General features: G+C 43.3%; 23 protein-coding genes and 4 pseudogenes. 12 read left to right on the forward strand and 15 right to left on the reverse strand.

Annotated features, from left to right (window positions below):
* Positions 1-86: 86 nt before the first annotated feature.
* The 3 genes from PVOR_RS16920 to PVOR_RS16925 all read left to right on the forward strand — a co-directional run bounded on the left by PVOR_RS16920 (position 87) and on the right by PVOR_RS16925 (position 2,869).
* Positions 87-1,688 carry a hypothetical protein gene (locus PVOR_RS16920; protein ID WP_006210620.1) on the forward strand — a complete coding sequence of 534 codons (1,602 nt, stop codon included), beginning with the start codon at positions 87-89 and terminating at the stop codon, positions 1,686-1,688.
* 306 nt (positions 1,689-1,994) lie between these two features.
* Positions 1,995-2,333 carry an ArsR/SmtB family transcription factor gene (locus PVOR_RS29705; RefSeq protein ID WP_076151955.1) on the forward strand — a complete coding sequence of 113 codons (339 nt, stop codon included), beginning with the start codon at positions 1,995-1,997 and terminating at the stop codon, positions 2,331-2,333.
* 53 nt (positions 2,334-2,386) lie between these two features.
* A complete protein-coding gene (locus PVOR_RS16925; protein WP_006210622.1) occupies positions 2,387-2,869 on the forward strand; it encodes an SRPBCC family protein in 483 nt (160 codons plus the stop codon).
* Positions 2,870-3,192: 323 nt separating this feature from the next.
* Here the strand turns inward: PVOR_RS16925 and PVOR_RS16930 are convergent, their stop codons facing one another.
* Positions 3,193-3,741: a GNAT family N-acetyltransferase gene (locus tag PVOR_RS16930; protein ID WP_040680710.1), complete on the reverse strand. Its 549-nt coding sequence runs from the start codon at positions 3,739-3,741 to the stop codon at positions 3,193-3,195.
* Positions 3,742-3,943: 202 nt separating this feature from the next.
* On the opposite strand from PVOR_RS16930, the pseudogene PVOR_RS16935 reads away from it, so the two are divergent.
* From PVOR_RS16935 to PVOR_RS30375, 7 genes and pseudogenes are all read left to right on the forward strand, one after another.
* Positions 3,944-4,524: pseudogene (locus PVOR_RS16935) on the forward strand (recombinase family protein).
* A gap of 81 nt (positions 4,525-4,605) precedes the next feature.
* The gene (locus PVOR_RS29710; protein ID WP_327196559.1) at positions 4,606-4,842 is read left to right on the forward strand and encodes a DUF554 family protein; all 237 of its coding nucleotides are present in this window, start codon (positions 4,606-4,608) and stop codon (positions 4,840-4,842) included.
* 296 nt (positions 4,843-5,138) lie between these two features.
* Positions 5,139-6,089, forward strand: coding sequence for a carbohydrate ABC transporter permease (locus PVOR_RS16945; RefSeq protein ID WP_006210626.1), 951 nt, complete (start codon positions 5,139-5,141; stop codon positions 6,087-6,089).
* A 64-nt stretch (positions 6,090-6,153) separates the two neighbouring features.
* Positions 6,154-7,023, forward strand: a complete 870-nt coding sequence (locus PVOR_RS16950) for a carbohydrate ABC transporter permease (protein ID WP_006210627.1) — start codon at positions 6,154-6,156, stop codon at positions 7,021-7,023.
* 48 nt (positions 7,024-7,071) lie between these two features.
* Entirely contained in the window at positions 7,072-8,451 is a 1,380-nt protein-coding gene (locus PVOR_RS16955; protein ID WP_006210628.1) for an extracellular solute-binding protein, read from the forward strand.
* 369 nt (positions 8,452-8,820) lie between these two features.
* Positions 8,821-10,677, forward strand: coding sequence for a terpene cyclase/mutase family protein (locus tag PVOR_RS16960; RefSeq protein WP_006210629.1), 1,857 nt, complete (start codon positions 8,821-8,823; stop codon positions 10,675-10,677).
* 173 nt (positions 10,678-10,850) lie between these two features.
* Positions 10,851-11,135 (forward strand): hypothetical protein, encoded by a 285-nt coding sequence (locus PVOR_RS30375; RefSeq protein ID WP_036639133.1) that lies wholly within the window; start codon positions 10,851-10,853, stop codon positions 11,133-11,135.
* Positions 11,136-11,711: 576 nt separating this feature from the next.
* On the opposite strand, the gene PVOR_RS31915 is transcribed toward PVOR_RS30375, so the two are convergent.
* The 6 genes and pseudogenes from PVOR_RS31915 to PVOR_RS16985 all read right to left on the reverse strand — a co-directional run bounded on the left by PVOR_RS31915 (position 11,712) and on the right by PVOR_RS16985 (position 19,034).
* Entirely contained in the window at positions 11,712-12,122 is a 411-nt protein-coding gene (locus PVOR_RS31915; RefSeq protein ID WP_234972998.1) for a hypothetical protein, read from the reverse strand.
* A gap of 22 nt (positions 12,123-12,144) precedes the next feature.
* The gene (locus PVOR_RS31920; protein ID WP_006210632.1) at positions 12,145-12,540 is read right to left on the reverse strand and encodes a copper amine oxidase N-terminal domain-containing protein; all 396 of its coding nucleotides are present in this window, start codon (positions 12,538-12,540) and stop codon (positions 12,145-12,147) included.
* Positions 12,541-12,730: 190 nt separating this feature from the next.
* Positions 12,731-14,176, reverse strand: coding sequence for an erythromycin esterase family protein (locus PVOR_RS16970; RefSeq protein ID WP_006210634.1), 1,446 nt, complete (start codon positions 14,174-14,176; stop codon positions 12,731-12,733).
* An 877-nt stretch (positions 14,177-15,053) separates the two neighbouring features.
* Positions 15,054-15,719: a prolyl oligopeptidase family serine peptidase gene (locus PVOR_RS16975; RefSeq protein WP_006210636.1), complete on the reverse strand. Its 666-nt coding sequence runs from the start codon at positions 15,717-15,719 to the stop codon at positions 15,054-15,056.
* Positions 15,720-16,260: 541 nt separating this feature from the next.
* Positions 16,261-18,001, reverse strand: a pseudogene (locus PVOR_RS16980) (ABC-F family ATP-binding cassette domain-containing protein).
* Positions 18,002-18,827: 826 nt separating this feature from the next.
* Positions 18,828-19,034 (reverse strand): hypothetical protein, encoded by a 207-nt coding sequence (locus PVOR_RS16985; RefSeq protein ID WP_006210637.1) that lies wholly within the window; start codon positions 19,032-19,034, stop codon positions 18,828-18,830.
* A gap of 145 nt (positions 19,035-19,179) precedes the next feature.
* Here PVOR_RS16985 and PVOR_RS16990 point away from each other — a divergent pair, with 145 nt between their 5' ends.
* Entirely contained in the window at positions 19,180-19,773 is a 594-nt protein-coding gene (locus PVOR_RS16990) for a TetR/AcrR family transcriptional regulator (RefSeq protein WP_006210638.1), read from the forward strand.
* A gap of 130 nt (positions 19,774-19,903) precedes the next feature.
* On the opposite strand, the gene PVOR_RS30695 is transcribed toward PVOR_RS16990, so the two are convergent.
* The 5 genes and pseudogenes from PVOR_RS30695 to PVOR_RS17005 form a co-directional block, all read right to left on the reverse strand.
* Entirely contained in the window at positions 19,904-20,113 is a 210-nt protein-coding gene (locus tag PVOR_RS30695) for a hypothetical protein (protein ID WP_160164008.1), read from the reverse strand.
* A gap of 164 nt (positions 20,114-20,277) precedes the next feature.
* Positions 20,278-20,571 (reverse strand): dihydrofolate reductase family protein, encoded by a 294-nt coding sequence (locus PVOR_RS31925; RefSeq protein WP_234972999.1) that lies wholly within the window; start codon positions 20,569-20,571, stop codon positions 20,278-20,280.
* The gene (locus PVOR_RS31930; protein WP_234973000.1) at positions 20,519-20,809 is read right to left on the reverse strand and encodes a hypothetical protein; all 291 of its coding nucleotides are present in this window, start codon (positions 20,807-20,809) and stop codon (positions 20,519-20,521) included. The genes PVOR_RS31925 and PVOR_RS31930 overlap by 53 nt, the downstream gene beginning before the upstream one ends.
* A 242-nt stretch (positions 20,810-21,051) precedes the next feature.
* Positions 21,052-21,450, reverse strand: a pseudogene (locus tag PVOR_RS29715) (transposase); the annotation flags it as partial.
* Positions 21,451-21,638: 188 nt separating this feature from the next.
* Positions 21,639-22,481, reverse strand: coding sequence for an NAD-dependent epimerase/dehydratase family protein (locus PVOR_RS17005; protein WP_006210640.1), 843 nt, complete (start codon positions 22,479-22,481; stop codon positions 21,639-21,641).
* A gap of 113 nt (positions 22,482-22,594) precedes the next feature.
* On the opposite strand from PVOR_RS17005, the gene PVOR_RS17010 reads away from it, so the two are divergent.
* The gene (locus tag PVOR_RS17010; RefSeq protein ID WP_234973001.1) at positions 22,595-23,413 is read left to right on the forward strand and encodes a helix-turn-helix transcriptional regulator; all 819 of its coding nucleotides are present in this window, start codon (positions 22,595-22,597) and stop codon (positions 23,411-23,413) included.
* 82 nt (positions 23,414-23,495) lie between these two features.
* On the opposite strand, the pseudogene PVOR_RS33040 reads toward PVOR_RS17010, so the two are convergent.
* The 3 genes and pseudogenes from PVOR_RS33040 to PVOR_RS17020 all read right to left on the reverse strand — a co-directional run.
* Positions 23,496-23,606: pseudogene (locus PVOR_RS33040) on the reverse strand (transposase); the annotation flags it as partial.
* Positions 23,607-23,864: 258 nt separating this feature from the next.
* Entirely contained in the window at positions 23,865-24,767 is a 903-nt protein-coding gene (locus tag PVOR_RS17015; protein WP_006210642.1) for a class I SAM-dependent methyltransferase, read from the reverse strand.
* A gap of 35 nt (positions 24,768-24,802) precedes the next feature.
* A complete protein-coding gene (locus tag PVOR_RS17020; RefSeq protein ID WP_006210643.1) occupies positions 24,803-25,639 on the reverse strand; it encodes a carbohydrate ABC transporter permease in 837 nt (278 codons plus the stop codon).
* Between the last annotated feature and the right edge of the window lies 1 nt (position 25,640).

Consider the following 25,640-nt stretch of genomic DNA (forward strand, 5'->3'; position numbering starts at 1 on the left):
TCAACGATTTGTGATGACAATCTCCTAATCCTGGAGCATTAAGCTTAGATGGTTCGGTGACTATTTCAACTCGGAGGTGCCATTAAGTGCAGCTGAAGAAGAAAACCATCATGGTTTTGGCGCTCAGCTTGTCCATTCTTTCGCAAGGCATGGTTGTCCATGCGGCGAAGGAAGAAGGTTACAAGTTTAAGCCGGAAGGTAACGGTAAATGGATGACGGGTGAGTACCACGCACATACTTATCAATCCGATGATGCCAGTCAATCCCTGCAAGAAGTGCTGGACCATGGATTTCAGGAGTACAATCTGGACTGGATTGCAATTTCTGATCATCTTCGAACCTCTACACGGGATGAAGATGGGAATGCGATTGCTGGCGGACCTATTCCGCTCTCTCAGGGACTGGCCCAGTACCAGGTTCCCGGAATCAAGCAGCTTCAGGCAGCAGGGAAATATAAGAACAAAATTATCTTCTCGGGGTTTGAATGGGATATGCCTACCTATGAGCATGTGGGTATCGGTATTATTGCGGGCAAATTCGGCTCAGAATCTAGCCTGAAGGCCGTCAGTCAATTTGAGTATCTGTTCACCAACCGTGAAGAATCGTTGTTCGACCCCGCAGATGTTGCGAATTGGAATAAACAAGGAAGCAGGGCATTTACGACACGGGAGGATGCTCGCACGGCACTGGCTTGGCTGGAGAAGAATTATCGGAATAGCAGTTACGCCTTGCTCAACCATCCCTCTAGAAAAACCGTGTACACCATTGCGGACATTCGCGACTTCAATAACATGGCTCCGAACGTCGTATTTGGAATGGAAGGCATGCCCGGGAATCAGATGGAGCCGGATCGAGGCGGCTTAAACCTGACAACGCCGGAAAACAGAACTTATGGCGGCGCTGACTTCATGATCGCCAAGGTTGGCGGCGTATGGGATGCTTTGCTCGGAGAAGGACGCGAGTTCTGGAATTTCACGAATTCGGATTCGCATTTTGAGATTAGTGAAAACCGGTTGTATTCCAGCGGATATTGGCCAGGTCAATACGCCAAGAATTACACTTGGATACAAGGCCAAGACATGCAAAGCGTATTGGACGGTATGCGTTCAGGTAAATCATTCTCTGTCTTCGGCGATTTGATTAACGCACTGGACTTCCAGGTCCGTCATGGTAACAAGCAGGCAGAAATGGGTGGAGATCTTCATGTTAAGAAGGGAACGCCCATCGAGATCACCATCCGCTTCAAAAGCCCGAAGAAAAATAACAATGGCGATGCTGTAAAGGTGGATCATGTCGATCTGATCGCAGGGGATGTAATAGGTAAGGCACAGCCAGGCACGGCTGCATATAGCAAGAGTACCAACGATTCTACCAAAGTCGTTAAGCGGTTTACAAGCAAAGACTGGAAGACTGATCGGGACGGATACAACGTGATCACATATCGAACCGTAGCCACGAAGGATCAATATTTCCGTCTAAGAGGTACCAACCTTGGGGTCAATGTAGCAGGAGAAACAAGCAACGGTAATCCGTTAATGGATCCTAAGACGGACATCGAAGACCATGAGATGCGTTTTGCGGAAATTAACAAACGAAATTATAGTGATCTGTGGTTCTACTCCAATCCCATCTTCGTTTCTGTAGATAGTAAACCGAACAAACATGGGAACCATTCGGAACAAAAATGAATACATGCAATGCATGAAAGAGACTGCCGATCTGTCGGCAGTCTTGTTTATTCATGACGTTAATTATCCCGCTGCTTAAGAAGGAGCGGTTGGGAGTGGGGCAGTTTTAGCTAATTGTTATGGTACTTAACAGCTCAATAAAGCCACCTACTATATGGGGCATTGCCTACAAAACACAGATAATATATGGTAATACATTTTTTGGAATATAAAACCCTAATTTTTCTAATCTAAGTAGAAAAATCAGGGTTTTAATATTTAACTGAGTGGTTGACTTATTATTGTATATCCATTATATTTAACCATATGGTTGAACAAAATAATAATCTAGATAGTGTTTTCCACGCCTTGGCTGATCCAACACGAAGAGAAATTGTTCGTCTTATTGCCTCTCAAGAACGTACAGTATCGGAATTGGCCGCACCTTTTGATATGTCTTTAGCAGCTATTTCTAAGCATATTAAAGTCTTAGAACGGGCAGGCATTCTTGATAGGAGTGTAAAAGGTAGAACACATACTTGTCGCCTTAATGCCGAATCCTTATCATCTGCAACGGATTGGCTGCGCTTTTACGAACATTTTTGGAACAGACAGTTTGACGCTCTTGAACGTGAGCTTAGTAACGCTAAAAAGGAGGAACATTAAGGTATTTGCAATAAACTTATTACGATAAAATTATTATGAATAGGATGATTGAGATGATCACTTCAACAACTACCCTAACAATGACACGTCGTTTTGAATTCACTGCGGAAAGAGTGTTTGATGCGTGGGTAAACCCAGAAATGATGAGTAAATGGCTATTTAATCCAGAAGAAAAAGCTAATATTGTAGAGAATGATTTTTGCGTCGGAGGGTCTTATAGGATTAGGGACCCCAAAGAAGGAGAAGCTATTGGGAAATATCTTGAAATCGATAAACCCTTCAAATTAGTATTTACATTTCAAATCCCAAAATATAGCGAAACGATAGACCGAATAACCGTATTATTAGAACCCATAGATGGTGGCTGCGAAATGACTTTCACACAAGAAATAGTGGTTCCTCATGAACAAGGATGGACCACAGAAGACATTGAAAAGGCGCATCGTGAATTTAGAGATGGTTCTGAACAGGGATGGAACAACATGTTTGATGTTTTAGTTAAACATTTATCGAACAGAAATAACCCCCAAAAATAACTAATCAAAACAGAAGCATGAACTTTATTGAACGTCTTTTTTAGATTGAATAGTGTTCTCACTGTTTCACGGTTGGAAAACAATATGACATTTGGCGAAGTTTCTTCAACAAACGGGCTCGATTGTGGAATAAAACTTTATTTTACCTCCATCAAAAACTGGACGGGGGTATGCGTTTTGAAAGTATTTAACATGAAATCGGAAAGTAACCTTGTGAAAAAGTGAAAGATCTGTGTCGTGACAGGGTTTTCCGTCATAAAAAGTTGCTGATTTTTTCACAAAATAAACAGGACACTGATTAAGAATCACTCTTTTTATGATATTTATCCTTGGAAATTATGACGATCCAAACTCATGAAAAAAACAGGTCCAGGTTCTTCTGGGATATCTGGGACCATTTTAATAATCTGAAACCCAACTTTTTCATAGGCTCGTATAGCTATACTATTGTTAACCTCTGGATTAATAATACACCTATCTACACTTTCATCGGAAAAAACAAACTGACTTAGAAAACGTGACAGAATTTTTGTGCCAAGTCCTTTATTTCTATACTCCTCTTCTCCTATAAATAGGTCTAAACTGGCTGAATTAGTTAGATCAACATACTTTTCAAATACTGGATAATCACTCCAATTGAATGTTTGTATATAACCAATAGGAGTATCATTATAAAGAATTAGATACGGATCAGTTGGTTCAACCCTTTTGATATAATCAGAAAACTCTTGGGTTACCTTTTCATAAGGTTCTTTTTTGTTGTAAGCCCAAAAACGGTTAACAAAACGGTCATTTCTAATCCAGTCATACATAAGTGGTAAATCTTCGAATATAAGCCTTCGAAACTTAATCATGTTTGGATCCAATTTCATATTTCCCCCTTTGAACAGGTTAACGTGATGGTTACTAATTTTTAGCCTAATAAAATTATTTTAAATTTTCAATCTTAGTACAGCTATTATTCCATAATCTGGCCCTCTTGCTTAACAATATTGTATCAGAATTATCTTTATAAATGCCACTTAGCATTGAGAGTTAACGTATCAAAAACAACCGTTTTTGGTATGAAAGGGGATGTTTGTATTGAAATTTGGTTATGCACGTGTTGGCACACAAGATCAGTCATTATCATTACAACTCGATGCATTGAATCAATATGGGGTTGATGAGACCTTTAAAGAAAAAGACATAACCGTCCACAGTTAGATGAACTTCTTAAAGTTTTGCGCAAAGACGATACAGTGGTTGTCTATAAATTAGACCGAATCAGTCGAAGTACCAAGCATTTAGTTGAACTTATGGAACATTTTGAAGCAAAAGGCATTAATTTTGTATCCATTCAGGATAAGATTGACACGACAACAGCAATGGGACGATTCTTCTTTAGAATGTTAACTAGCATAGCCGAATTGGAACGAGATATCATTAGTGAAAGAACAAAAGATGGACTGACGGTAGCTAGAGCTAGGGGAAGAAATGGAGGGAGACCGAAGGTTGAATCAAAAAAAATCATGCTTGCCATAAAGATGTATGAAAGCAAAGACTATTCTTTATCCCAAATTAAAGTAGTCACAGGAATAGGAGCAACAACTTTATATCGTTACTTAGAAAAGAAAGAATCTTCCAGCGAGACCCCTGATCGAACAGCGATTTAAGCATGCGGTGTCCAGATTTTCGACAGGCAATCTAGCGGAAGGATTATCTACCGCCTGGCGTCAACCTTTGGTATCGGTATTATTTTATCAGCCGTTGTACTATTTTGTTGGCAAGGATTATTCTATGTTCTGGCCGGTGCTGTGTCGGGTTTTATCACACCCGAGCTGTTAACCGAAATATCCATTGTTGGGGGAATCTTGATTCTGAGTTCTGGCTTGAGCATATTAGGCATCCGGCATTTCAAAACGATGAATCTAATCCCAGCGCTGCTGATTCCTGTTGTGTTTATTACGCTTAAGACGATGCTGGGTATGTGATGATGAACCGTCAATTTCAGAATAGACATCTGAGATGGACGGTTTTCTTCGTTTTGATAGTTTACATAATATTTATTATGATGCCTTAATCGGAATAGGCATACACCTAGATGTGGGCCATTGCATACACTGCCGATGAGGAATCGTCACACCTATGTTGTTCTTACGTTCGCATCTGTGAAAAAAAGAATAACACATAATCCGGATTCGTCCACATAACCATGTACAGAATGGACATGATCGCTTGTCCAATCACCGGCATGAATCCGGTTATTAATGAAAGGAGGAGGATCAGTTTGTCATCCACCCCAGAAGGGAAATGGACTGCGGATCATCGGAGTATGGCTAAACGAAGATTCAGATTTACACGCAATGACTGGATGGGCTATCTATTCAGTGCCCCGCTTATTATCGGGGTTGTGGTATTTGCCATCTATCCCATGTTCGCCGCGCTGTTCATGAGTTTTCATCAGACATCTGGGCTCAATTTATCGGGCGCTTGGGTGGGCCTCAGCAACTACCGATACGCACTGGAGGATTCCTTATTTTGGCAAGCGCTTACAAACACATTTATGATGGGGATATGGTCTGTTCTGCTTGGTATTGCACTGTCTTTTATTCTGGCCAGCCTCATTAACAACTTGAAGTGGAATCTGGGCCGTAATTTTTTTAAAGCCGTATATTTTCTGCCCAATGTGGTATCCGGTGTTGCGACAAGCCTCTTGTTTTCGTTCTTGTTCTTTCCGTCCAAGGAGGGACTGATCAACTTTGTTATTGGCTTGTTTGGCATGGATCCTGTTGGATGGTTCACGAATCCTGAAGTCGCACGGTACAGCATTGTGCTGATGAGTTTGTGGGGCGCGCTCGGGTATAACACGATCATTTTCCTGGCAGGATTACAAAGTGTTCCTCGGGATCTTTACGAAGCAGCAGAAGTGGATGGAGCCGGAACGTACCGGAAGTGGTGGTATATCACGATTCCTTATTTGCGTCCAATCTTTGTGTTTATGCTGATTATGGGAACCATTGGCGGCATGAAGCGGTTTACCGATGTCTGGTTAATCGGGGGAACGGCTGGCAATCCAGGAGGAAGCTTGATGACGGTCGTGCTGTACATTTACCGGAATGCGTTCCTTGCTTCACAGATGGGTCTGGCCACTGCCGTATCCTACTTACTGTTCTTGATCATACTCATTCTGACGGCATTCCTCATGCTCCTTAACCGCCGTAAAGACAGTTTAGACTAACTCGGTCGCCTTGCCGATTCGGGAACCTTAGGGAACCGTAAATTCACAAGACAGGAGGGTAACTATGATCGATTCAGCCTTACCCAAGGAACCTGTACGCCGTAAACGAATCACACTTCAACAGCTTATTTTAACAATGGCCCTGCTGCTGGGTTCATTTATTATGATTGTGCCGTTCCTATGGATGCTCGTGACCAGCTTCGATTGGGGGGCACGACTCAATATCTCTTTCCCGCCCAAAATATGGCCGGAGGAGCCTTCGATCCGAACTTATGAAGCCGCTTTCACTAACATCAATATGTTTCGATATATTGGCAATTCAACACTTGTTAGTGCAGGAGTCATTGTCATCAGCTCGTTGTCTGCGCTTTTGTCCGGATATGCCTTATCCAAACTCCGCTTCAAAGGGGCAAACTTCGTTCTGCTGCTGGCCTTAAGCACGATGATGATTCCATTCGAAATGACGATGATTCCTCAGTATCTGCTGTTCAGCAAGCTCGGTTTGGTTGACAACTATCTGGCTTTTTATTTGCCGGCGATGAATTATGCTTTCGGTACTTTTTTAGCCAAGGCGTTCTTTGATCAATTACCCGGCAGTTTAAGGGAAGCCGCGGTATTGGATGGGGCCAAGGAAATTACCGTATTCAGCCGGGTTTACCTGCCGCTCTGTACTCCCATTATCGCCACCATGGTTATTCTGCTGTTCCTTGGCGTCTGGAACGATATGCTGTGGCCGCTGCTGATTCTGAAATCCGCTACCAAATACACCATTCAGATTGGTCTGGCGATGTTTACCTATAATAACGGGATCAATCAACAGCCTTCGATCATTATGGCGGCAACCACAACGAGTCTGATTCCGGTTATCGTCGTCTATATGTTCCTGCAGCGTTATATTATCGAAAGCATTGCGCTCTCCGGTATCAAGCAGTAATCCCGCGTTACGCGAATTTCATCTATTTTTTACGGAGGTGTGTCTGATATGAAGAAGACGGTACTGCTTATTCTGTCTTTTGTACTTGTGTTTACGATGGCCGCTTGCACTGGCAGTTCGGGAAAAGACGTAACCGGCGGCGTCCAAATTGAGAAAGTGTCCGATATGCAAGGAACGGTTCGCGTTGCGCTGGCAGGCTGGCAGCTCGAGAACGGGATTGATGCGTTGACAGGGAATCCGACGATCGGCCTTAACGAATATTTGGATAAAACGTTCAAGAAAATGTATCCGAACATTAAACTTGAGGTATATCAAATCCCATGGGAGAACGTAAAAGCAAAACAAACGGCCATGCTGCTCTCCGGGGACGCGGATGTATTATACACGGGCGGAGCCTTTGCTTCCCAATGGTATCAGGAAGGACTGTTGCGGGATCTGGACGATCTGATTGAAAAGGACACCTCATTTGACCCCAGCATTTATCTGGAAGGCATCATGAACAATTCCTACAGCACCAAGTCCCCGGACGGCAGCAAGCAATTTGGCATTCCTGTCGCCCTTGGTCGCCGGATGACTATCTACGATAAGAAGCTGTTTGAAGACTGGGGAGTGGATACACTCACCGCACAGCCTGGTCCGGAAGAAATTCTGGATAAAGCTAAGAAAATGACCGGCAAAAACCCGAAAACCGGTGAAGACAATTTCGGCCTGTATTGGAGCGGCAACTCGTTAAACGGGTCTACCTTTGTTGCGCTTACCCTTGCTTTTGGCGCGAAGGGAGCGGAAGGGTCGTTGAAAGATATCAAGAACATCAAGTGGCATCTCAACACACCGGAAATGGTGAAGGTGCTGGAATGGCTGAAGGAAGCTGCCAAGCTGCCGCCGGCCGGTTTCGTCAACGCCCAGGGTGCCGAGAATTTCGGGCTTGAGAAGAACAACATTGCCATCGCGCTGGATTCTACCGGCGGTTCAACCATGAGTGAATACCGTTCGAAGCAGAACAAAGAGCTGCTGGACCGATTTGAGCCGGTATTGAACCTGGGTCCAAAAGGCGAAGGCTGGGTTGCAGTCGACCCGTTCATCATGGCAAAGAATGCAAAAGATGTGGATGCGTCATGGGAAGTGATGAAGTTCTTGACGAGTTACATGACGCAAAAATATATGTATGAAAATTTCTCGAATACCCCCACACTGAAAAACGCTGATTTCGTAACACCGGAAGATAAATTTGTGAAAAAAGCGCTTGAAATTGCGGAAGTTGGCCACTCGGAGCTTATGGATGAAGCCAATCCGTTCTATATGAGCGACATCGCTCCAGCCATTAACGGATTTATTAGCCAGGCTGCATCCGGTCATGCACCGGATATTCAGAAGTTTCTGGATGATCTGCAGGCACGTGCAGAGAAATGGTCTGCTAATCTTAAGTAAGGTAGGTTACAAGAGGACTGTATAAAGCGCGCAGCTCCTCAGAGACAGGCCTAATCATGATGATTATATGAGCCAATATGCAATATATTCCAGTTTATTGTAAAATGTGCATGGTCCAAATCAAGTGAAGATATGAAGCCGGCCCAAGTGGCCGGTTTTTTTATGAGATGGAATGGAGCCCGGCATATTTTCAGGATATTTGCTGCTGCTGGTTACTGATATGGGAATCAGGCTTTTAAGCCTGGTGCAAAATATGCGGATGTACCCGAGACTAAACGCCTCTACCGGATGCTTTGTCCCCACATACGATAAAAAAACAGGTTCTTGTGACGAGGTACCCTATCAATGTGGCAAGGAGTTGAGACGACAATGGGTCGGTTGGAGACCGTACAGACAGAGATTCAAACCTATATTTCGCATCTCAAATCCTTACAGTTTCCGGACGGATCCTGGAGATTTCTTTTTGAAACGGGGCCGATGACAGATGCCAATATGATCATTCTACTGAAAAACCTGGATACCAAGCCGGAGCTAATTCCGCAGCTCGCGCAGCGTCTGAAGCAGCGTCAGGCTCCAAACGGCGCATGGAAGCAGTACGACGATGAAGTGGGCCATCTGTCTTCTACGGTCGAAGCTTATACAGCCCTGTTGCTATCCGGTTGTGCAAGCCGGGAAGACGTTATGATGCAGAAGGCTGAGGAGTATATTGTACAGCATGGCGGTGTGGAGCAAGCCCATGTTTCGACTAAATTCATGCTGGCGCTAAACGGGCTCTATCCTTGGCCTCGTTTTTTCCCGCTGCCCCTGTATTTGATACAGCTTCCCAAATCAAGTTCTTTCAGTTATTACCGTTGGAGCTCGTATGTCCGCAGTCATTTTGCTTCCTTGCTGATCCTCGGCCACCGCAAGTTTAAGCTCCATCATCCTCCGGAGATCAACATCCATCATCTGTTTGTAACACAGCATTTTCATAAACTACGTGAACCGAGACGTTCAAATCGCACACGGGAAAGAAAGAAAAAAGGTTATCTGTCGAGAAGCGCACTTAAAAAAACAGAACAAATCCTACTGCAAAATATTGAAAATGATGGAACACAATACAGCTATGCCAGCGCGACCTTTTTTATGATTTATTCTCTGCTTGCCATTGGATATAAGACGGACTCACCGATGATCAAGCAAGCGGTAGAAGGCTTGGTTTCTTTCGGTTACACTGCGCTCGACGGGTCGCTGCACATTCAAAACTCCCCATCAACCGTCTGGGATACGGCACTGATTGCCTATACCCTCCAGGAGGCAGGAGTATCAACGGAAGATGCCGCAATTCTGCGAGCCGCGAAGTATCTTCTTTCCTTGCAGCATTTGGAGAAGCAGGAGTCGGAAAGAGACTCACGGCATCGTACCTCCGGTGGATGGGGATTCTCCGAGAGCAACACGGCCAATCCGGATGTTGACGATACACAGGCGGTTATTCGCGTACTTACCAGGTTAGCAGCCCAGGAGAGTGACTACAGCGCGGCATGGAGAAAAGGAATTCAATATGTATTCCGTATGCAAAATGATGATGGAGGATGGGCTGCTTTTGAGAAGAACAGTGCCTCGTCGATTATACGTTTATTTCGAATACCGCATTTTGCTGAAACAGCCGCCGACCCTTCCTGCGCGGATATTACCGGCCGAGTGCTGGAGCTGCTCGGGAATCACTTGAAACTGCGTTTATCCCATCCGCGTATTCAAGACGGTTTAGACTGGCTCGTGAAGAAGCAGAAGAGCGACGGCTCCTGGTATGGCCGGTGGGGAGTGTCTTTTATCTATGGCACATGGGCAGCGGTGACTGGAATGGCTGCTGCCGGCTTGCAGGCAGATCATCCTGCGATCCGGCGGGCCGTGGACTGGCTGTTGAGAATCCGGCATGAGGACGGGGGATGGGGGGAGTCCTGTCGGAGCGATTTCATTAAGAAATATAATCCGGCTCCATACTCTACGGTCGTCCATACGGCATGGGCTTTGGATGCGCTGATTGCAGTTCACGACAATCCAACCGAGGTGATCGATCAGGGGATCCTTCGTTTAATAGAGTGGAACCGACAAGAAGGCAGGAGAACCACATATCCTGCCGGTGCGGGTTTGCCGGGACATTTTTATATTCATTATCACAGTTATCCGCTGGTCTGGCCGCTGCTTACCTTGAGCCATTATGTGCAGAAGTACCAAAAACAGCCCTAATTCATCATATTCCGAAGCCTTCTGGTTATACACCCTGTCCATATTGGAAACATAGCATATGCTTTTATTACCGACGAATTGTCGGAAGCGGAACCAGCTAACAATAAGCGTTTACTGTATTTATTATTCAATCCTGAGGAGAATGAAAAGAAGCTTGCGAAAGGAGAAGGCAGATGGCATATCTTGATCCTGAACTAATGGGAACGTTTCGAGGTAAAATGATGAATCCGAGATACTTCCATCAAGTGTATGGAATTCTCTGCAAGAAACGCTGCGAGGATTTGCGAGACTATAACAGGTGCTGTGGGATGATTGATGAATTGTCCAATTGCTTGGGAGTACCGGTTACTCCTTGTCAAAAAGAAAATGCAGCGAAGTGGCTTATGGAATGCGGTGTCGATCCTCAAAATGGATATCATCGCAGACGCATGTGGAATATGGTATGGGGAAGAGGCTAAGCAGGAAATGGTTTTAGTTTTTGTTTGTTGAAAAATAGAGGGTGCTTAAATAGGGCAAGTTTGGTTTATGCACCTTCGTTTGGTTCGGTTGAAGAAGTCGCGGGAATCCGCGGCTTTTTTATTTACTGAGTTGGGTAGCTTGGTGAGACAGCATGTCATGTCTTGTTATGTATAGTAGGTTTAAAAATGGTTATAGTTGTATATGTAACCATATTTACAGTAATTGGAATGTTGGAATTGAACTCGAAAGAAAAAACCTTTGAACAACCAAGGAATGCGGAATCGGTAATTTAGACGTATCATGAAATCTGTTTTTGAACTTTGGAAAACCGAACTTAAATACCACATCGACGACCAATTGAATGTTCCAGAATAGTTTAGAGAAAGTTCAAAGAACCAGAAGCAACCAGAAAGACCAATATGGGCCGAGAAACAGATGAGTGAGAACCAACCACAAAATAATATCTCTGTCTGAAGGTTTTTGTATGAAATCAATGATTACTAAGTTTTCCCGAGAGTCTATTTCACAAAACTCGTATTTTGTACATATGTATGAATATGTTTGTACCGTTATCACTACTGAAGATCGGGTTCCAGGCTCATATTAGGGATCTGTCTCAAATGATCGCTTACCTTGTCCACCTTCCATGCTCCATTAGCATAAATAATGTGCGCTTCCCGATCAAAAACATAATGCAGCTCGCCCGTTAATATATTTCCTGGAATATAGGATTGAATAAGCATCGCGCTAGTATTGCTTGCATAGTTTACCGTTGCCGTATTCATATCAAAATTCATTTCTTTAAAGTGAAGTCCTTCCTGCTCTATGATTTGCTGAATTAGACGATCCGTAAAATAAGGTTTGAAGTAAGTGCGAACCTGTTTTACTTTCGATAGATCAGATGCCTCGTTCAATTTCTCCGATAACCGCGCAATACGAGTATCACTTAGTCGTTGGTTGGTAGGTACTTGATACTTCGGCTTCATCAACTTAACGACGACTTTCTTGTCATCCAGGATAACGGTGGCTTCTTTTGGTTTTCTGATCCCACTTCACTTCTGCTCCCATGGTTTGGCTAACGAACCTTAAAGGTACATAAGTTGTGTTTTGGATGAGCTCAACCGGAGCATCAAAATCGTCGCGGTCCTGGTTTACTAAGGCCCTTTTGAATTGAACCGCAAGTGTGATTACAGTCTCGCCAATGGTCAATTGAGCTGTTTTTTGAAATTGGTTCCATTTCACATCGATACCCATGTTCTGAGATACTGCCCGTATAGGGATCAGCACTCGATTGTTCTTTAGAATACCATGCTCGATTACTTCATTGCCTGATGCTTGTGTTGGAATGACGTTCGCAAGAAAAAAGATCATGACCGTTGATATGCTAATCAATAACTTTTTCAAATGCCCTCCCCCCTCATCAGTCCTAATTTGTTCCAGACCTATTCATTTAGACGTCCTATTCCATGAAAAAGTTGCCAAAAATGAACGGAATACCTATTTCCGCCTCTCCCTTGCGAGAGATAGAAATTCCGTCTTGTGTTATCGCGATGCCAAGTTCACGCAAAGCTTCTTCCACCCCCCTTTCCATTAATCACCTTCCATAAGGTGTGAATACGTCTACCTTGCGAAAATGAATTAATGCATCAAATGAATCATCTATAATCATGCCTGAATAGTAGTTGTCTATCTTACGATGATTAGGATCATTCAAATCAACACCGTTTAGGCTACCTACATATGGCATCTTTAACTCATCCTTGGAGATTAGCCGGTTTAACTGCTCATCTTGCTTCGCACGATCAAAATCCAAGAAATAACGATCCGCCGGCAAATCCTTCAATGAATTTAGTAATATATTATCACTATGAATAGTGAAGGTAGGCGGATTTGGATCCGTCATAATCTTTGAGTCTGCTGCTAATACGCCCTCATTAAAGGTTGTTCCGATAGCATAATAAGCATCGCCATAACTTTCCTCCAGAAGCTCACCTATATATGTAAGTTTAAGCATTTTGCTAGCTACATTAATATTTTCATCTTTTGCTGCATTAACAAAATTGTCAGCGGCAGCACTATTCTTTTTCGAGATATGACCATTATGACCTGCAATTAGAACGGGTCCATTCGACTGGTTTAAAATCCAGTCTACCTTTTCCTTCATGGCTTTATCACGATGGTTTGAAGAGGAAACAAAGTGAAGATACCCATTCCCCTCGCTAAAATCTCGAAGCAAAGAATCATTGATTACTGAGTAGGTAACATAAATGGACTGGATATTCTGCATTGCAACCTCATACATTTGTTCATCTGATTTGGCGATAAGAAGATCAGCATTCATATCCATCCGGTGTATCAATTGTTCAATTAGCTGAACCTCCTTTTGGACCAGTGGACTCCATTGTCGTTGCAGTTGTTTATAATCACTTTTAGTCCATGCACGCTCACTAATTGGGGTAAAGATATCGCCGAGTAATAGATTCGATATTTCCCACAGATCAGTACTACCGACCTGTATACGGTTAAGCTCTTTAGAGAGCTCACGATCCACCTCTTTTAAATAATTATCAAGTGCGGGTAGCATCAGTTCTGATCGCTGAACATCCATGCCCCAATATTGAAGCTGTTCTTCACTAGATGCAGAACGGTTATATTCTCGCATCCACTCAAATAATTCAGCCATTTCTTGTGTATGGTAGAAGGGAAACCATTTTTCCCATGCTTCTTGCAATTCGATTTCCTCGCCTGATAGATACCGATTCATTAATTCTGAATTAGCAAAATCCTCTTCTAATACGAATGTTCGAACCCCATACTTTTCAACAAGCACCTTAAATACATCAAGCCGTACAGACTGAAACTCACCGTTGTTATGAGTTGCTTCGCCTAAACCAATAATTTGGACACCATCGGGTACTGTCAATTGATTAACGGGTACAGCATATTTCTCTAGTTTATTCGTTAGATCAACTGGTTGACTAGAACAAGCAGTAAGTAATATCGATACAACGCTCATCAATGCTAAAATTAATCGCCTCATTGCTGTAACTCTCCTCTCCATAGTAAATAATCGTTTATAACATATAATCCCATATAAGGAATTCTATAATGTTATTGAGTAATCCTTCTCGTTAGTTGATGATCTAGAGCAGTGAGATGTAGTTAAGTGCTTATCCTAATCAGTAATCCGACGATGTTCTTGTCCTTGACTCGTGACAAGAACTTGTACCGATAAAATGAAAAAATCCGCAAATAGCGGCTTTCAAAGGGACCATGTTCTTGTCCTCGGACATTCGTTCATCCCTTCTCCTAGAGACGCACTCAATTTCCAACGTTTGATTGAACGTGAGGTGTTATGAAAAATCTCGTCGTAATTAGTATTTATTCCAACCTTATTCCATAGAAATCACATTATAGTCATACAAGGTTCTAATAAATTCCTCTCTATTGTTTATCAAAACCTTTCCACTGATTGAAATTATCCATGATTCCATACAATTTGGGGTTGCGACTATCGAAATAAGCAACTTTGTATTCTTCATTCTTCATCTGGTTCGCAATAAAACACCAGGCATTTCCTTTACGATCTAGAGAAAACGGGATTAAATGGCCCTATTTCCACTGATCCACCCTCTCTAATATTAATCATTTTATGAGTCTCAACGCTCGTCATTCTTTGTAAAGAAAGTCTCTGATTCGATAAGTTTTTCTTGTTTCTATCTCCTACTGCACTAACTTCTTGAATCATGTACAGAAATGGACCATTGCTAAACTGTGATACCAAATCACAATAGGATTTTGGTAGTTTGTAATTCAATCATTTTCTGTTTTTTCTATATCTTCCGTTAGCTAAAAAAAAGGAGCAGCTGCCAACAGGCGAACTGCTCCATGATATTTTAACTTAATGTAAAACAACTTCATTTCCTTACCATTAAAGAATGACCTAAAAACCAGCTATATAATTCCGGATTATCGTATGTTTCTGTCCAGGAGTTGTGATTCGTCTCAGGATAAATTGTGAAAGAGACATTTCCACCGTTTTCGCGAAGTGCGTCTACCATTTTTTCTGATTCAGAAATGGACACTATATCATCCTTCGCGCCATGGAATGCCCAGATGGGTGTTCCTACTAGTTCATGTACCCGGTTGGGGTTACCTCCACCACATATCGGAGCGATAGCTGCGAACCTTCCTGGATATTCTGCTGCTAAGTGCCACGTCCCATAACCACCCATGCTTAGCCCCGTCAAGTATATCCGATCTGGATCAACGTTATAGTTTGCAATGATCTCATCTACTAATGCCATCAATCCGTCTTGTTCAGCATTCCAAAAAGAATCCTCCGGGCATTGAGGGGAAATCGTAATGAATGGAAAAGAAGGATCGCGTTCTGCTATCATAGGAATTCCATGTGCTTTTACCAACTCCAGATCATCTCCACGTTCACCTGCCCCGTGAAGAAACAAGATTAAAGGCCACTTATTTGAGGATTCTTTTTCATGTTGATCTGGCAAATGTAAGAGGTATTTCATCCGCACTCTTTTAGTTATTTCTTTTTCAAATTTATTTGCGGTTTGACTCATTGTATCTCCCTCACTTTACTGATATCTCCCATAGGGGGTAAAAATAGAATTCCCCATATTTCCCGGAATTCCTTCAGTTGCATTAACCTGCCCCTGCCCGTTAGCTTAATGAAATTGCATGGAAACATAATTAGATACTTATCTAATCGGTAATCGGACCATGTTCTTGTCCTTTACGGCAATCGGTACAAATTCTTGTCCTTGGCTCGGGACAAGAATTTGTACCGATAAAACAAAAAAACCGCTAAAATAGCGACTTTCAATGGGACAATGTTTCTGTCCTTCGACATGTGACGTTTAATAGGACATCACCTTTTGTGGTTGTCTTCCTTCATGTATGATCTCTCTCCCTCCCTTAAGCAAGAGCTACAAGAAATCAATGTAGTAAAAAGACACTGATATTCTATTCATCAGTGTCTTTTTTAGTGGTTTTTTTCACCAGCATCATGTTTCATCGTTGAACTCAGACTAATTCACTTTAGCCCTATTCGCTGTAACTGACTTCACTTTCTTGTAATCATTTCAATCAGAGAGTTGTAATTTAAAGCAACTTAATTAGCTCTTCTAGCTCATCAATCAGTACTTTTGCAAATTCAAAATTAGTATCTTTTAAAGCCAATTCTATTTTCATTTCAACTGCTTTTTTGTTTTGTTCCGCTTCTAAATAGTCTTTATCAAAGTGACTAGCATAAATCATCTGTTTAAATTTTTTCATAGTCATTTTTCTAATCGTCTTATTGTCAATGATTAATACATAATCCATACCATTTACAACAGAATAGAAATCATGAGATATCATGAGAATTGCACCTTTATAGTCTTCAATGGCTTTTTCCAGTGCAATTTGTGTATATGTATCTAAATGGCTTGTCGGTTCATCAAGAAGCAATACGTTTGCATTACTAGCAGAAACTTTAGCCAATTGAAGTATGTTTTTTTCTCCACCAGATAGTGATTCAATCTTTTGATTAACGATTTCGCCTTCAAATCCATAGTTTGAAATATACGATCTAACTTCATCATAAGTTTTAAACCCAGCATCGATGAATTCTTCTAGTAATGTATTAGAATCCTTTAGCATTTCGCCTTGATTCTGAGATAAATAAGCCATTTTAACATCATCATTTATTTCAATGGAATCATGATTATTGTTAAAGATATCTCGGTAGTAAAGTCGTTTTCCCTGTACCGTTTGGACCAATAATGGCTACTTTATCCGTAGATTTTATCTCAAAGCTAACATTCTCTAAAAGAAGTTCATCAAAGGCAACACTATAATTATTGACTTTTACAACAATGCTGTCTTCAATTTCATTCTCAATACCGAAACTGATATTCGGTTGCTTAATATCAACAAATGGTGCCTTAATTCTACGCGCTTCCAATCTCTCTTGAAATCTAACTCTAGCTTTTAACGCTCTACCTCTAGATGCTTCTGAATTAATAGTTGCGATAGCTCTAAGATTATCAATAATGTTATCGTATCTCTCAATTTCTTCAGCTTCGGCGACTGCGATTTCTTGCAACTCAATTTTTGTCTGAAGTAATGAGAAATTATACTCAATATATCGCCCATCAAACTCTTGGATCTCTGTGTTTTCAAGGTGAATAATTTTGTTGAAACAATGATTCAATAGATATCGATTGTGCGTAACAACTAGCAGTATGCCTTTGTGAGTATTAATAAGTTTTTTAAGCGCATTTAGGTTCTCAAAATCTAAAAACACATCCGGTTCGTCCATGATCATTAAGTCTGGACTATTAAGCATTTCCTTCATTACTTGAATAAGTTTGAATTCTCCGCCGCTCAGGTCGGATACCCTAACATCTTTTAGCTTCAAGAGGTTTGCAAGATTTAGCTTCTTATTAATGTTACTCTCAAAATAATCTCCGCCCATTGCATCAAATGCGTCTAAAGCGAATTGATACTTTTCGAGTAACGGCTCAATATCCGATGATGTTTCCATTTCATTACAAATAGATGTTATTTCATTTTGTAGCTTAATAAAATCTTCTCCGATATATTCAAAAACAGTTGATTCTTTAGTTCTGTCTAGTTGGGAGAACTGACTTACATACCCAATTTTACAGGTTGGATCTATATCTAACTTGCCTTCGAACAAATATCTTTCTGGATCCATCAGTATATCGATCAGTGTACTTTTGCCACTGCCACTTGTTCCAATAAAAGCGCAATGCTGTGACTCTTCTAACGTAAATGAAATGTCTTTATATAGTTCTTTTTGTGGAAATGAGAAGTATAAGTTATCAACTTTTATCATAGTAGTGCCTTTCTTTATAACTAAGATGGTGACTATTATTAAATGTATTGTCGAACACAGACTTTTAGAGTAACACTCTTTACTACCAAGTTCAATCCATTTTTAGCCCTTACCCTCACTTCGAAATTCTAATACTTTCTTTAGAATGGTGGCTTGTTGACCGTTTATCCAATCCCATGAAAATACATCAAACAAAATCATGACAATGTTTACCTACGGCATCAATATTTCCAGATACAAAAAATAGTATTCATTTGCGTAAACTGCCCATTAGCTTAATAAAATGATGTCTGCTGCCGTCGATGAAATCATACCGGGAAAGTAATAGTGTTCTTGTCATCAGTCGGGAATGTTATCAAGTTCTTGTCATTGTGTTTTGACAAGAACTTTTATAATCAACGGCTTCCAATGGTACTATGTTTTTGTTACCCGACGACACACAAGCGAACAATAATTGATCGCGTTGCATCATTGCTTCTATATTTCGGCAAAGCGTTTTCACCATGTTGCCTGTTAGCTTATAGATAAGGAACTGCCAACCGGTAAATTGCTTCATATGATCTCAACAAAGGTTTCCCGTTAGTTTAATCCCGAAATGCTATGGAATTGTAATTAGATATGTATCTAATCGGTAATCGGCTCATCTTCTTGTCCTTTTCGGTAATCGTTACAAGTTCTTGTCGACGACTCGGGACAAGAACTTGTAACGATAAAACAAAAAAGCCGCTATTTTAGCGACTTTCTATGGGACCATGTTCTTGTCCCTCGACATCACATTAGGCCATCCCTTATCAGCTTTTCAGGATGGCCCCTTCTGTCTTGAAACCTAATCTCTGCCGGTCAACAGTCGTCTTCCTAGCAGCAGTCGGGCTTCAAGTTCGATCCTGTTTTTGCAATCTTCGCAGCAGTGCATTCCTTTGAAATTTCGTTTCACACGGTCGTAAGCTTGAGTCCCCTCAATGACATAAAACTCTCTTCTGCAACTATTACAGGTGGAACGAAAACGAAAAACTCCATCGATTTGTTCTTGCATGAAATCCCCTCCCGTCAATCAAGTCAAAGCCCAGTACTATTGACGTGATAACTGCAACGCGATATAACTGAATAAATTCTAAATAACACACTGTATTAATTATTTTAATGCAGTGTGCTAAATAAGACGAAGGGGGCGTTTACCGTTGCCGAAAGTCGTGGACCACGAACAAAAGAGAAAACTAATCGCCGAATCAGCATGGAATATCATTGAAGAAAAAGGGGTTGAACATGCGTCAATCCGTGCCGTTGCAGCTGCGGCAGGGTTGTCACCCGGCGCATTGCGGCATTATTTTTCAACACAGGACGAACTATTGCTATTTATCGTAGACTATTATTTGACAAGAGGAGTTGCCAGAGCAGAAGAGCGCCTGGAAATAAACCCTATTCCGATGAAGGCTGCGAGGGAAATTCTGTTACAACTGCTTCCTTTGGATGCGGAAAAACGAACTGCCGTCGGCGTCTGGTGGATCTTCGCCATCCGATCTCTCACGAGTTTGGCATTACAAGCTAAAAAAGACGAGCTCACGGACGGACTCCACTACCTGACTAAAGCTGTCCTTGAAATTCTAGCTAAGGCGAAGCTTCTCCCCTCTTCGGTGGACATTCAACTCGAAACATTAAGATTGGCCTCGATTGTCGAAGGCTTGACGATACTCGCATTGCTCCGCCCGGAGCTATACACACCGCAGACCGTTGAGCAGATCGTCACCCGCCATCTTCAGGAGCTCTGCTCGTAAGCTACGGATGGATGAGCACATAGACGATTCCCGAAAATAACTTGCCGTTACTTATGGATACTCCGTGTTTTGATCTTCAATTAATCTGCCCGTTAGCTTAATGAGATTGCATGGAAACATAGTTAGATATTTATCTAATCGGTAATCGGCTCATGTTTTTGTCCTTTTCGGCAATCGGTACAAGTTCTTGTCCTTGGCTCGGGACAAGAACTTGTACCGATAAAATAAAAAAAGCCGCTGAAATAGCGACTTCAATGGGACCATGTTCTTGTCCCTCAACAATTTTTTTCTTCCCTCGTTTCTGTGCGTAAGAATTGATATCATTTATTATTTGATCCAATTTACATTCACGAGGTTAGGTTTGTATTATTCCGCCGATTATAATGAGAGATTTGTGTCACACTCTCCCAAACCGCGGCAGCCAAGAATAGAAAAAATAAAGTCATAGACCGCCGCCGTTTTATTGAACTATCGCCCCTTTAGGTCGCTGGGTCAACCGCACAACTAAGCTGGAACGTAGGTCAACCTGATCACATTCTCGCCAATTCGATCGCTTGCCACGAGGCGCAGCGGCGGCCGCGGACCGGCGAAGAACGGCTTGCCGTGACCCAGCACGACTGGATGGAGATAGAGTCGATACTCATCAACGAGACCGAGCTCCGTTAGACTGTGGGCCAACTCCGGCCCGGCAACTTCAATCACCCCTTCATGCTGAGCCTTCAGCCCACTTATGGCCGCTGCGAGGTCACCCTCGATCAGAGAAGCGTTCGGACCGACGGATTTTAACGTCTTCGACACCACCCACTTCGGTTTGCTTTGCCACGCCGCTGTCGAATTCCCGTTCCGGCGCTCCCCATTCAAATCCGTCCCAAACCCGCATGTTCTCGTACATGCGGCGCCCGTACAGGATGCCCGACAGGCCGCTCACATCGTCGATGAAATGGCGGAATAGTAAGGGGTCGGGCTGAAATGCCGGGTGGTCGTGGTCGACGAATCCGTCCAGAGACTGGTTCAATGCGAAAACGATCTTTGCCATGCGACTGATTCTCCTCCCTAGTTTTCTCGCACATTCATCATCAGGATTACACGTTCCATATGGAGCCTCCTTTATGAACATTTTATCATCCAACAGCATGCCCGGTTTCTCTTGGATTGCTAATGTGCACAGCCCGACCGAATACAACTTTAGCTTAACGAAGCTTAGTCTAGTTTACAACATTATTTTCATAGTCTAACACTTTATTTTCTCTGAACACTTTTAGTGTATCAACATACGGATCCCTTATGTCGTGCACCTTGACCTCTCCGGCTGCGAGACGGCCTTCGTAGAGCCATCTGTAGATCGTTTTGAAGCACACGAACGGCTTTCCTTCGGCTCGGTGCTTCTCGGCGATCTGCTCAGGCGACCATATCCCCTGTAGCTTCCGATTGAGCTCTTCTGCAAGAGCTGCGGTATACTTGCCGACAGGCAAGCTCGAAGTTCTCCGCTCGTGATATGCCTGTGGCAAAGCTAGCCGCATAAACCTCGCCCTGCTTGCTGCCGCCGCGTTTCGGTTCTCGTGCGGTGGTAGAAGGATGTCGACCTAGCTCACGCCCGATCTTGCGGCATGACCAGCCCAATCGATGCAGCGCTTCTAGTTGTCCTCGATCAATTGTGCTAAGATGGGAGTAGCTCATGTTGGGTTCCCCTCTAGGATATGGTGTTGAGGTTGTCAGAACCAAATAAAATATTAGAGCGATGGCATTGCATATTCACAAGTCGTCCTTCCATGCCGAGCGGTTTATGAGGATAAATAAATATCGACATTCTTGGACAAATGTCATGGAATGTCGCTGCTGTTCTAATTATGGTTACCATAAATTTATTACAACGCACCTGCATCTCTTGCTGAGTAGAACGAAGGATAAATCGGTCGATAGTTTAGTTCGTCTCTTATTCGCGTTGTATCGACGACCATGTCCCACGGATCATAATCCTTTTGCAGTGCTTCTGACGGTATCTCGCTGTTATGAAGTTGAAAAAGCTCCGCAATCGAGATCGGTGCATCGTCGCCAACATTATAGATTCGGCCATCAAAACCCGGTATAATGGCTGCGAGCATCAGGGCTTGACTTACGTCCGCGTGGTGTATCATGTGGATTCTTTTGGCTGGATTCCAACTACGGAAGTACGGTAGACTTTCCGTAATGTGGGGATCGCATTCGCCATAAACAAAAGGCAGCCGAACGATGCGCACTCCCAATCCCTGTTCACGATGAAGCTGCAGCAGCGCCTCTTCGGCCTCAACTTTACTTTGAGGATAAGGATGAACGGGTCTAAGCTCGTCGTCTTCGCGGTTTGGTCTCAAGCGATTGACCGAACCATAGACGTTATTGGTACTGGTAAAAACAAATCTTGGCACATCCGCCTTCAACGCCGCATGAGCTAAGGCTATACTGCCATCGAAGTTTGCTGTTCTAGTAGTATTCTCGTCTACCCCCCGGAACTGTGCAGCCAAATGAATCACAACATCAGTGCCCTGGAGATCGTCAACATAGCTTTCCGGCTGCAAAAGATCGCCTTCTAAAAGCTCGGCCCCTTGCTGATAAAGCCAATCCGCTTTTGCGGCGTTCCTTACTAATAGTTTAACTTGGTGTCCGCGCTGCAGCATACGGGGGACAAAACGGCTTCCTACTTTACCTGTAGCTCCTGTTACAAAAATGTTCATTTTTAAATCCTCCTCAGCTTTTGAATGTCTTAGGTTTAGCTTAATAGAAGGACTCGACTAGCTGTCCTTCCTGTGTTTATCGTATGATTGGGAGTGTCAGGATAAGGAGGAGTATGATGAAGGAGGTTCCCTCTAAAAAGTTACTAGGTGATTTCTTACGTTCTCGTCGCGAACGCCTTTCTCCAGAAGATGTAGGGTTAGCATCTTATGGACGACGACGGACGTCGGGGCTTCGAAGGGAAGAAGTAGCCCAACTTGCCCATATTGGAACTTCATGGTATACCTCATTGGAACAAGGTCGATGTGTCAATCCATCAGAGGATGTACTCAATAACATAGCAAACGCGTTGCAATTGACGGAGGATGAACGTGAACACCTCCATCTTCTTGCAAAGCCGGCACAACAGGAAAGAGCAGATAATGAGCAAATTAATATGGGTTTGGAACAGACAATAAGAGCTCTTGAACCTAATCCAGCTTTTATTCTCAATAGATATTGGGATTTGTTGATATGGAACAGGGCGGCTGCATTCGTTTTCCTATTACCGCCATTTTCAAATCATATGCAGCAGAGAACCAATTGGTTGAAACATCTTTTAACGGGCGGCTTGCTAGGGTCGGACAAGTACAGAGCACAAGTTGTGATCGCACAGTTTCGTGCAGATTATGCATATTTACGCGATGATCCGAGGTTTAATGAGCTCATTGAGGAATTAATGAAGACCAGTCAGCTGTTTTGTGAGTTATGGCCGTTACATGACGTTCAGGCCGTTACGGATCGCTACAAAAGAAGTTACGATCCTCATATCGGAGAGATGGAGTTTGAACATGTGATCCTCCAACCGTCAAAAAATCCCGACTTGAAGATTATGATTTATACAGCTTCAACAGATACGGCTGCGCGTTTGAAAAGTTTAATAAGCACTCTGTGAGATTGATAAGTTATTTGTGACTTCTGTTAAGGAAAGGCGAGCATAAGCGTAACGAAGTCTGGCGGCCACAGGGCCGCCATTTGTTTTTGCTCTTACATAAACATCTGAAGATTTCGATTGAATCTTTTCTCACTTGATTATAGATTTCTTTCCGTCTATACTTCGGGGTGAATACAATGTGGCATTTGCACATCCACTTTGTGTAAGCTAGACTGTAGTCTCTTGTTTGCCATCTAAGACCCTTCCTTTCTTTTGAGCTTGAATATCTCAATTTTATGGGAATGGTCTTAGTGGTGAAACCCTCGATCCCTCCACCCGCATAGCGGGTGGTTTTTTGTTTCGCGCGTTTCACGCACTCAACTGGCTAAAGCCATAATGAAAAAAAATCTCCACGATGCATCATGGAGATTTTTTCCTCTTATTTTTTGGTTAAAGATTGGTCTGCAAGACGTCAGGTCTTCCGGATATCCCTACTGTACATATGACGATCTCGTATTTGAACGAGAACCTTACCGAAGCGTCCTCCTTGTTGGAACACAACCTTATTGTCCGGATAGGTGCGCTGCATATATTCAGTAACCGTCCGACGAGTCTGCTCATCCGCCGGAATCTGCTGCAGGCGCAGCAAGACCATCACTTCTTCGATTGCCGCATCGATCGATAACTCGGTCGTTTTCATTTCTCGGGTAATCAGCGAAGCATAGGAGTAGCCTTTGAGATAAAGCAGCTGAAGCAGGTAAACCATTTCAGAATGATCGGGTTCGCGCTGACGGTCCGTAATCAGTGGCCAAATCTCATCCAATAAGCCGTGTTCCCGCCCGCCTGCAGTCGTGCTGATATAACAGTATTGTCGTGCGCAGCTGATCAGGCTCTCTACACTTTGCCAGTCCGATACAGTTGGACACATGGAGGCGAATACGAGATCGAAAGCGTCCCGCCACCCCGCTGTATCGAGGTCGATCGTTTCAAACTTTTCACGCTCCAGTTTGACGCTGCCGGATTCGAGCTTTCCTGCGTTCTCCAGGAGCAAATCGGCGAGCGGAACGCAAGGTTCCACAGCCGTAACCTCCGCACCACGCTCGGCAAAAGGAATGGAGAATCCACCTGAGGCCGCGCCAACATCGAGCACGGAAGCACCTTTCCATGCTACCCCCTGATCCTCCAACCAGCCGATAATCCGCTCTCGTCTCCGAATGCCTTCTTCGCTGAACGCCTGCTTGTCAAAAATTTTCGCTTTATCGTCGAATGCATGCGCGGGATCTAAGCCGGATTTCTTCACCCGATTGGCGAATGTGGTCGGATCCGTCCTCCAAGCCTCCTCCCAAATGCTTGCGTCGAGGATATCGTTAGTCATAACCGTTCATCCTTTCCTTTTTTGATCTTTGTGTCTCACCCTTTAACGCTAGGAGATACGATCCCTTCTACCAAGTATCGCTGACCTACAAAAAACACAACGATGATCGGCAAGATGAACAGAACGATTCCGGCGCTTTGGATGATCGGGATATTTTGTCCGCTAGGCCATTTGTAGCCGATCGAGAAAAGCGCCGTTGACAGCGGGTATCGATCCATCTGCAAAAACATAAATGGCGTCACGTAGTCGTTGCCCCAACTCCTGTTGAACAAGAGGATGGACACCGTTGCAATGACGGGCAGAGAGATAGGCAGGAAGATGTTCCAGAAGATGCGGAACGTCGAACAGCCGTCGATTCTCGCTGCCTCCTCCAAGTCCTTGGGGATGCCGGAGAAAAACTGGCGATACAGAAAAATGCTGACGGCGCTGCCGCCGATCGCCCAGAACAACCAGGGCCAAAACGTGTTGAGGAACCCGATTTGAAAGAAGATCACATACGTTGGAATTTGCGTCACGATTTCCGGCAGCATCATTGTTGATAGCAGCAGCATAAACAGTGCGTTTTTGCCGGGACCTCGGAGCCGAGCGAAGCCGAAACCGACAAGCGCACTCGTAAAGGTGGGAATCACGACGGATATCGACGTAATGATGATAGAATTCCTAGTATATTTCCAGTAGTCAATCATCGTAACTGCGAAAACGTAGTTTTCCCAATGGAACCCCTTCGGCCAAAAGACCATCGAAGAACCTGCCAACTGTAGCGAATTCGTCAGAAGCCAATAAAGAGGCATTACAAACAGGATGGACAGCAGGATGAGCAGGCCGTATAGTCCCGTGCGTACAGCCCTGGAGCGGAAACCGGTTTGTACCAAT

The sequence above is a fragment of the Paenibacillus vortex V453 genome, assembly GCF_000193415.1.
Taxonomy (GTDB): domain Bacteria; phylum Bacillota; class Bacilli; order Paenibacillales; family Paenibacillaceae; genus Paenibacillus_AQ; species Paenibacillus_AQ glucanolyticus.

Excerpts from the sequence above, each read along its gene's own strand:
- PVOR_RS29705 (WP_076151955.1), top strand. The coding sequence starts at position 1,995 with ATGGTTGAACAAAATAATAATCTAGATAGTGTTTTCCACGCCTTGGCT.
- PVOR_RS16925 (WP_006210622.1), top strand. The coding sequence starts at position 2,387 with ATGATCACTTCAACAACTACCCTAACAATGACACGTCGTTTTGAATTC.
- PVOR_RS16930 (WP_040680710.1), bottom strand. The coding sequence starts at position 3,741 with ATGAAATTGGATCCAAACATGATTAAGTTTCGAAGGCTTATATTCGAA.
- PVOR_RS16950 (WP_006210627.1), top strand. The coding sequence starts at position 6,154 with ATGATCGATTCAGCCTTACCCAAGGAACCTGTACGCCGTAAACGAATC.
- PVOR_RS16955 (WP_006210628.1), top strand. The coding sequence starts at position 7,072 with ATGAAGAAGACGGTACTGCTTATTCTGTCTTTTGTACTTGTGTTTACG.
- PVOR_RS16960 (WP_006210629.1), top strand. The coding sequence starts at position 8,821 with ATGGGTCGGTTGGAGACCGTACAGACAGAGATTCAAACCTATATTTCG.
- PVOR_RS30375 (WP_036639133.1), top strand. The coding sequence starts at position 10,851 with ATGGCATATCTTGATCCTGAACTAATGGGAACGTTTCGAGGTAAAATG.
- PVOR_RS31915 (WP_234972998.1), bottom strand. The coding sequence starts at position 12,122 with ATGAAGCCGAAGTATCAAGTACCTACCAACCAACGACTAAGTGATACT.
- PVOR_RS16970 (WP_006210634.1), bottom strand. The coding sequence starts at position 14,176 with ATGAGGCGATTAATTTTAGCATTGATGAGCGTTGTATCGATATTACTT.
- PVOR_RS16975 (WP_006210636.1), bottom strand. The coding sequence starts at position 15,719 with ATGAGTCAAACCGCAAATAAATTTGAAAAAGAAATAACTAAAAGAGTG.
- PVOR_RS16985 (WP_006210637.1), bottom strand. The coding sequence starts at position 19,034 with ATGCAAGAACAAATCGATGGAGTTTTTCGTTTTCGTTCCACCTGTAAT.
- PVOR_RS31930 (WP_234973000.1), bottom strand. The coding sequence starts at position 20,809 with ATGGCAAAGATCGTTTTCGCATTGAACCAGTCTCTGGACGGATTCGTC.
- PVOR_RS17005 (WP_006210640.1), bottom strand. The coding sequence starts at position 22,481 with ATGAACATTTTTGTAACAGGAGCTACAGGTAAAGTAGGAAGCCGTTTT.
- PVOR_RS17010 (WP_234973001.1), top strand. The coding sequence starts at position 22,595 with ATGATGAAGGAGGTTCCCTCTAAAAAGTTACTAGGTGATTTCTTACGT.
- PVOR_RS17015 (WP_006210642.1), bottom strand. The coding sequence starts at position 24,767 with ATGACTAACGATATCCTCGACGCAAGCATTTGGGAGGAGGCTTGGAGG.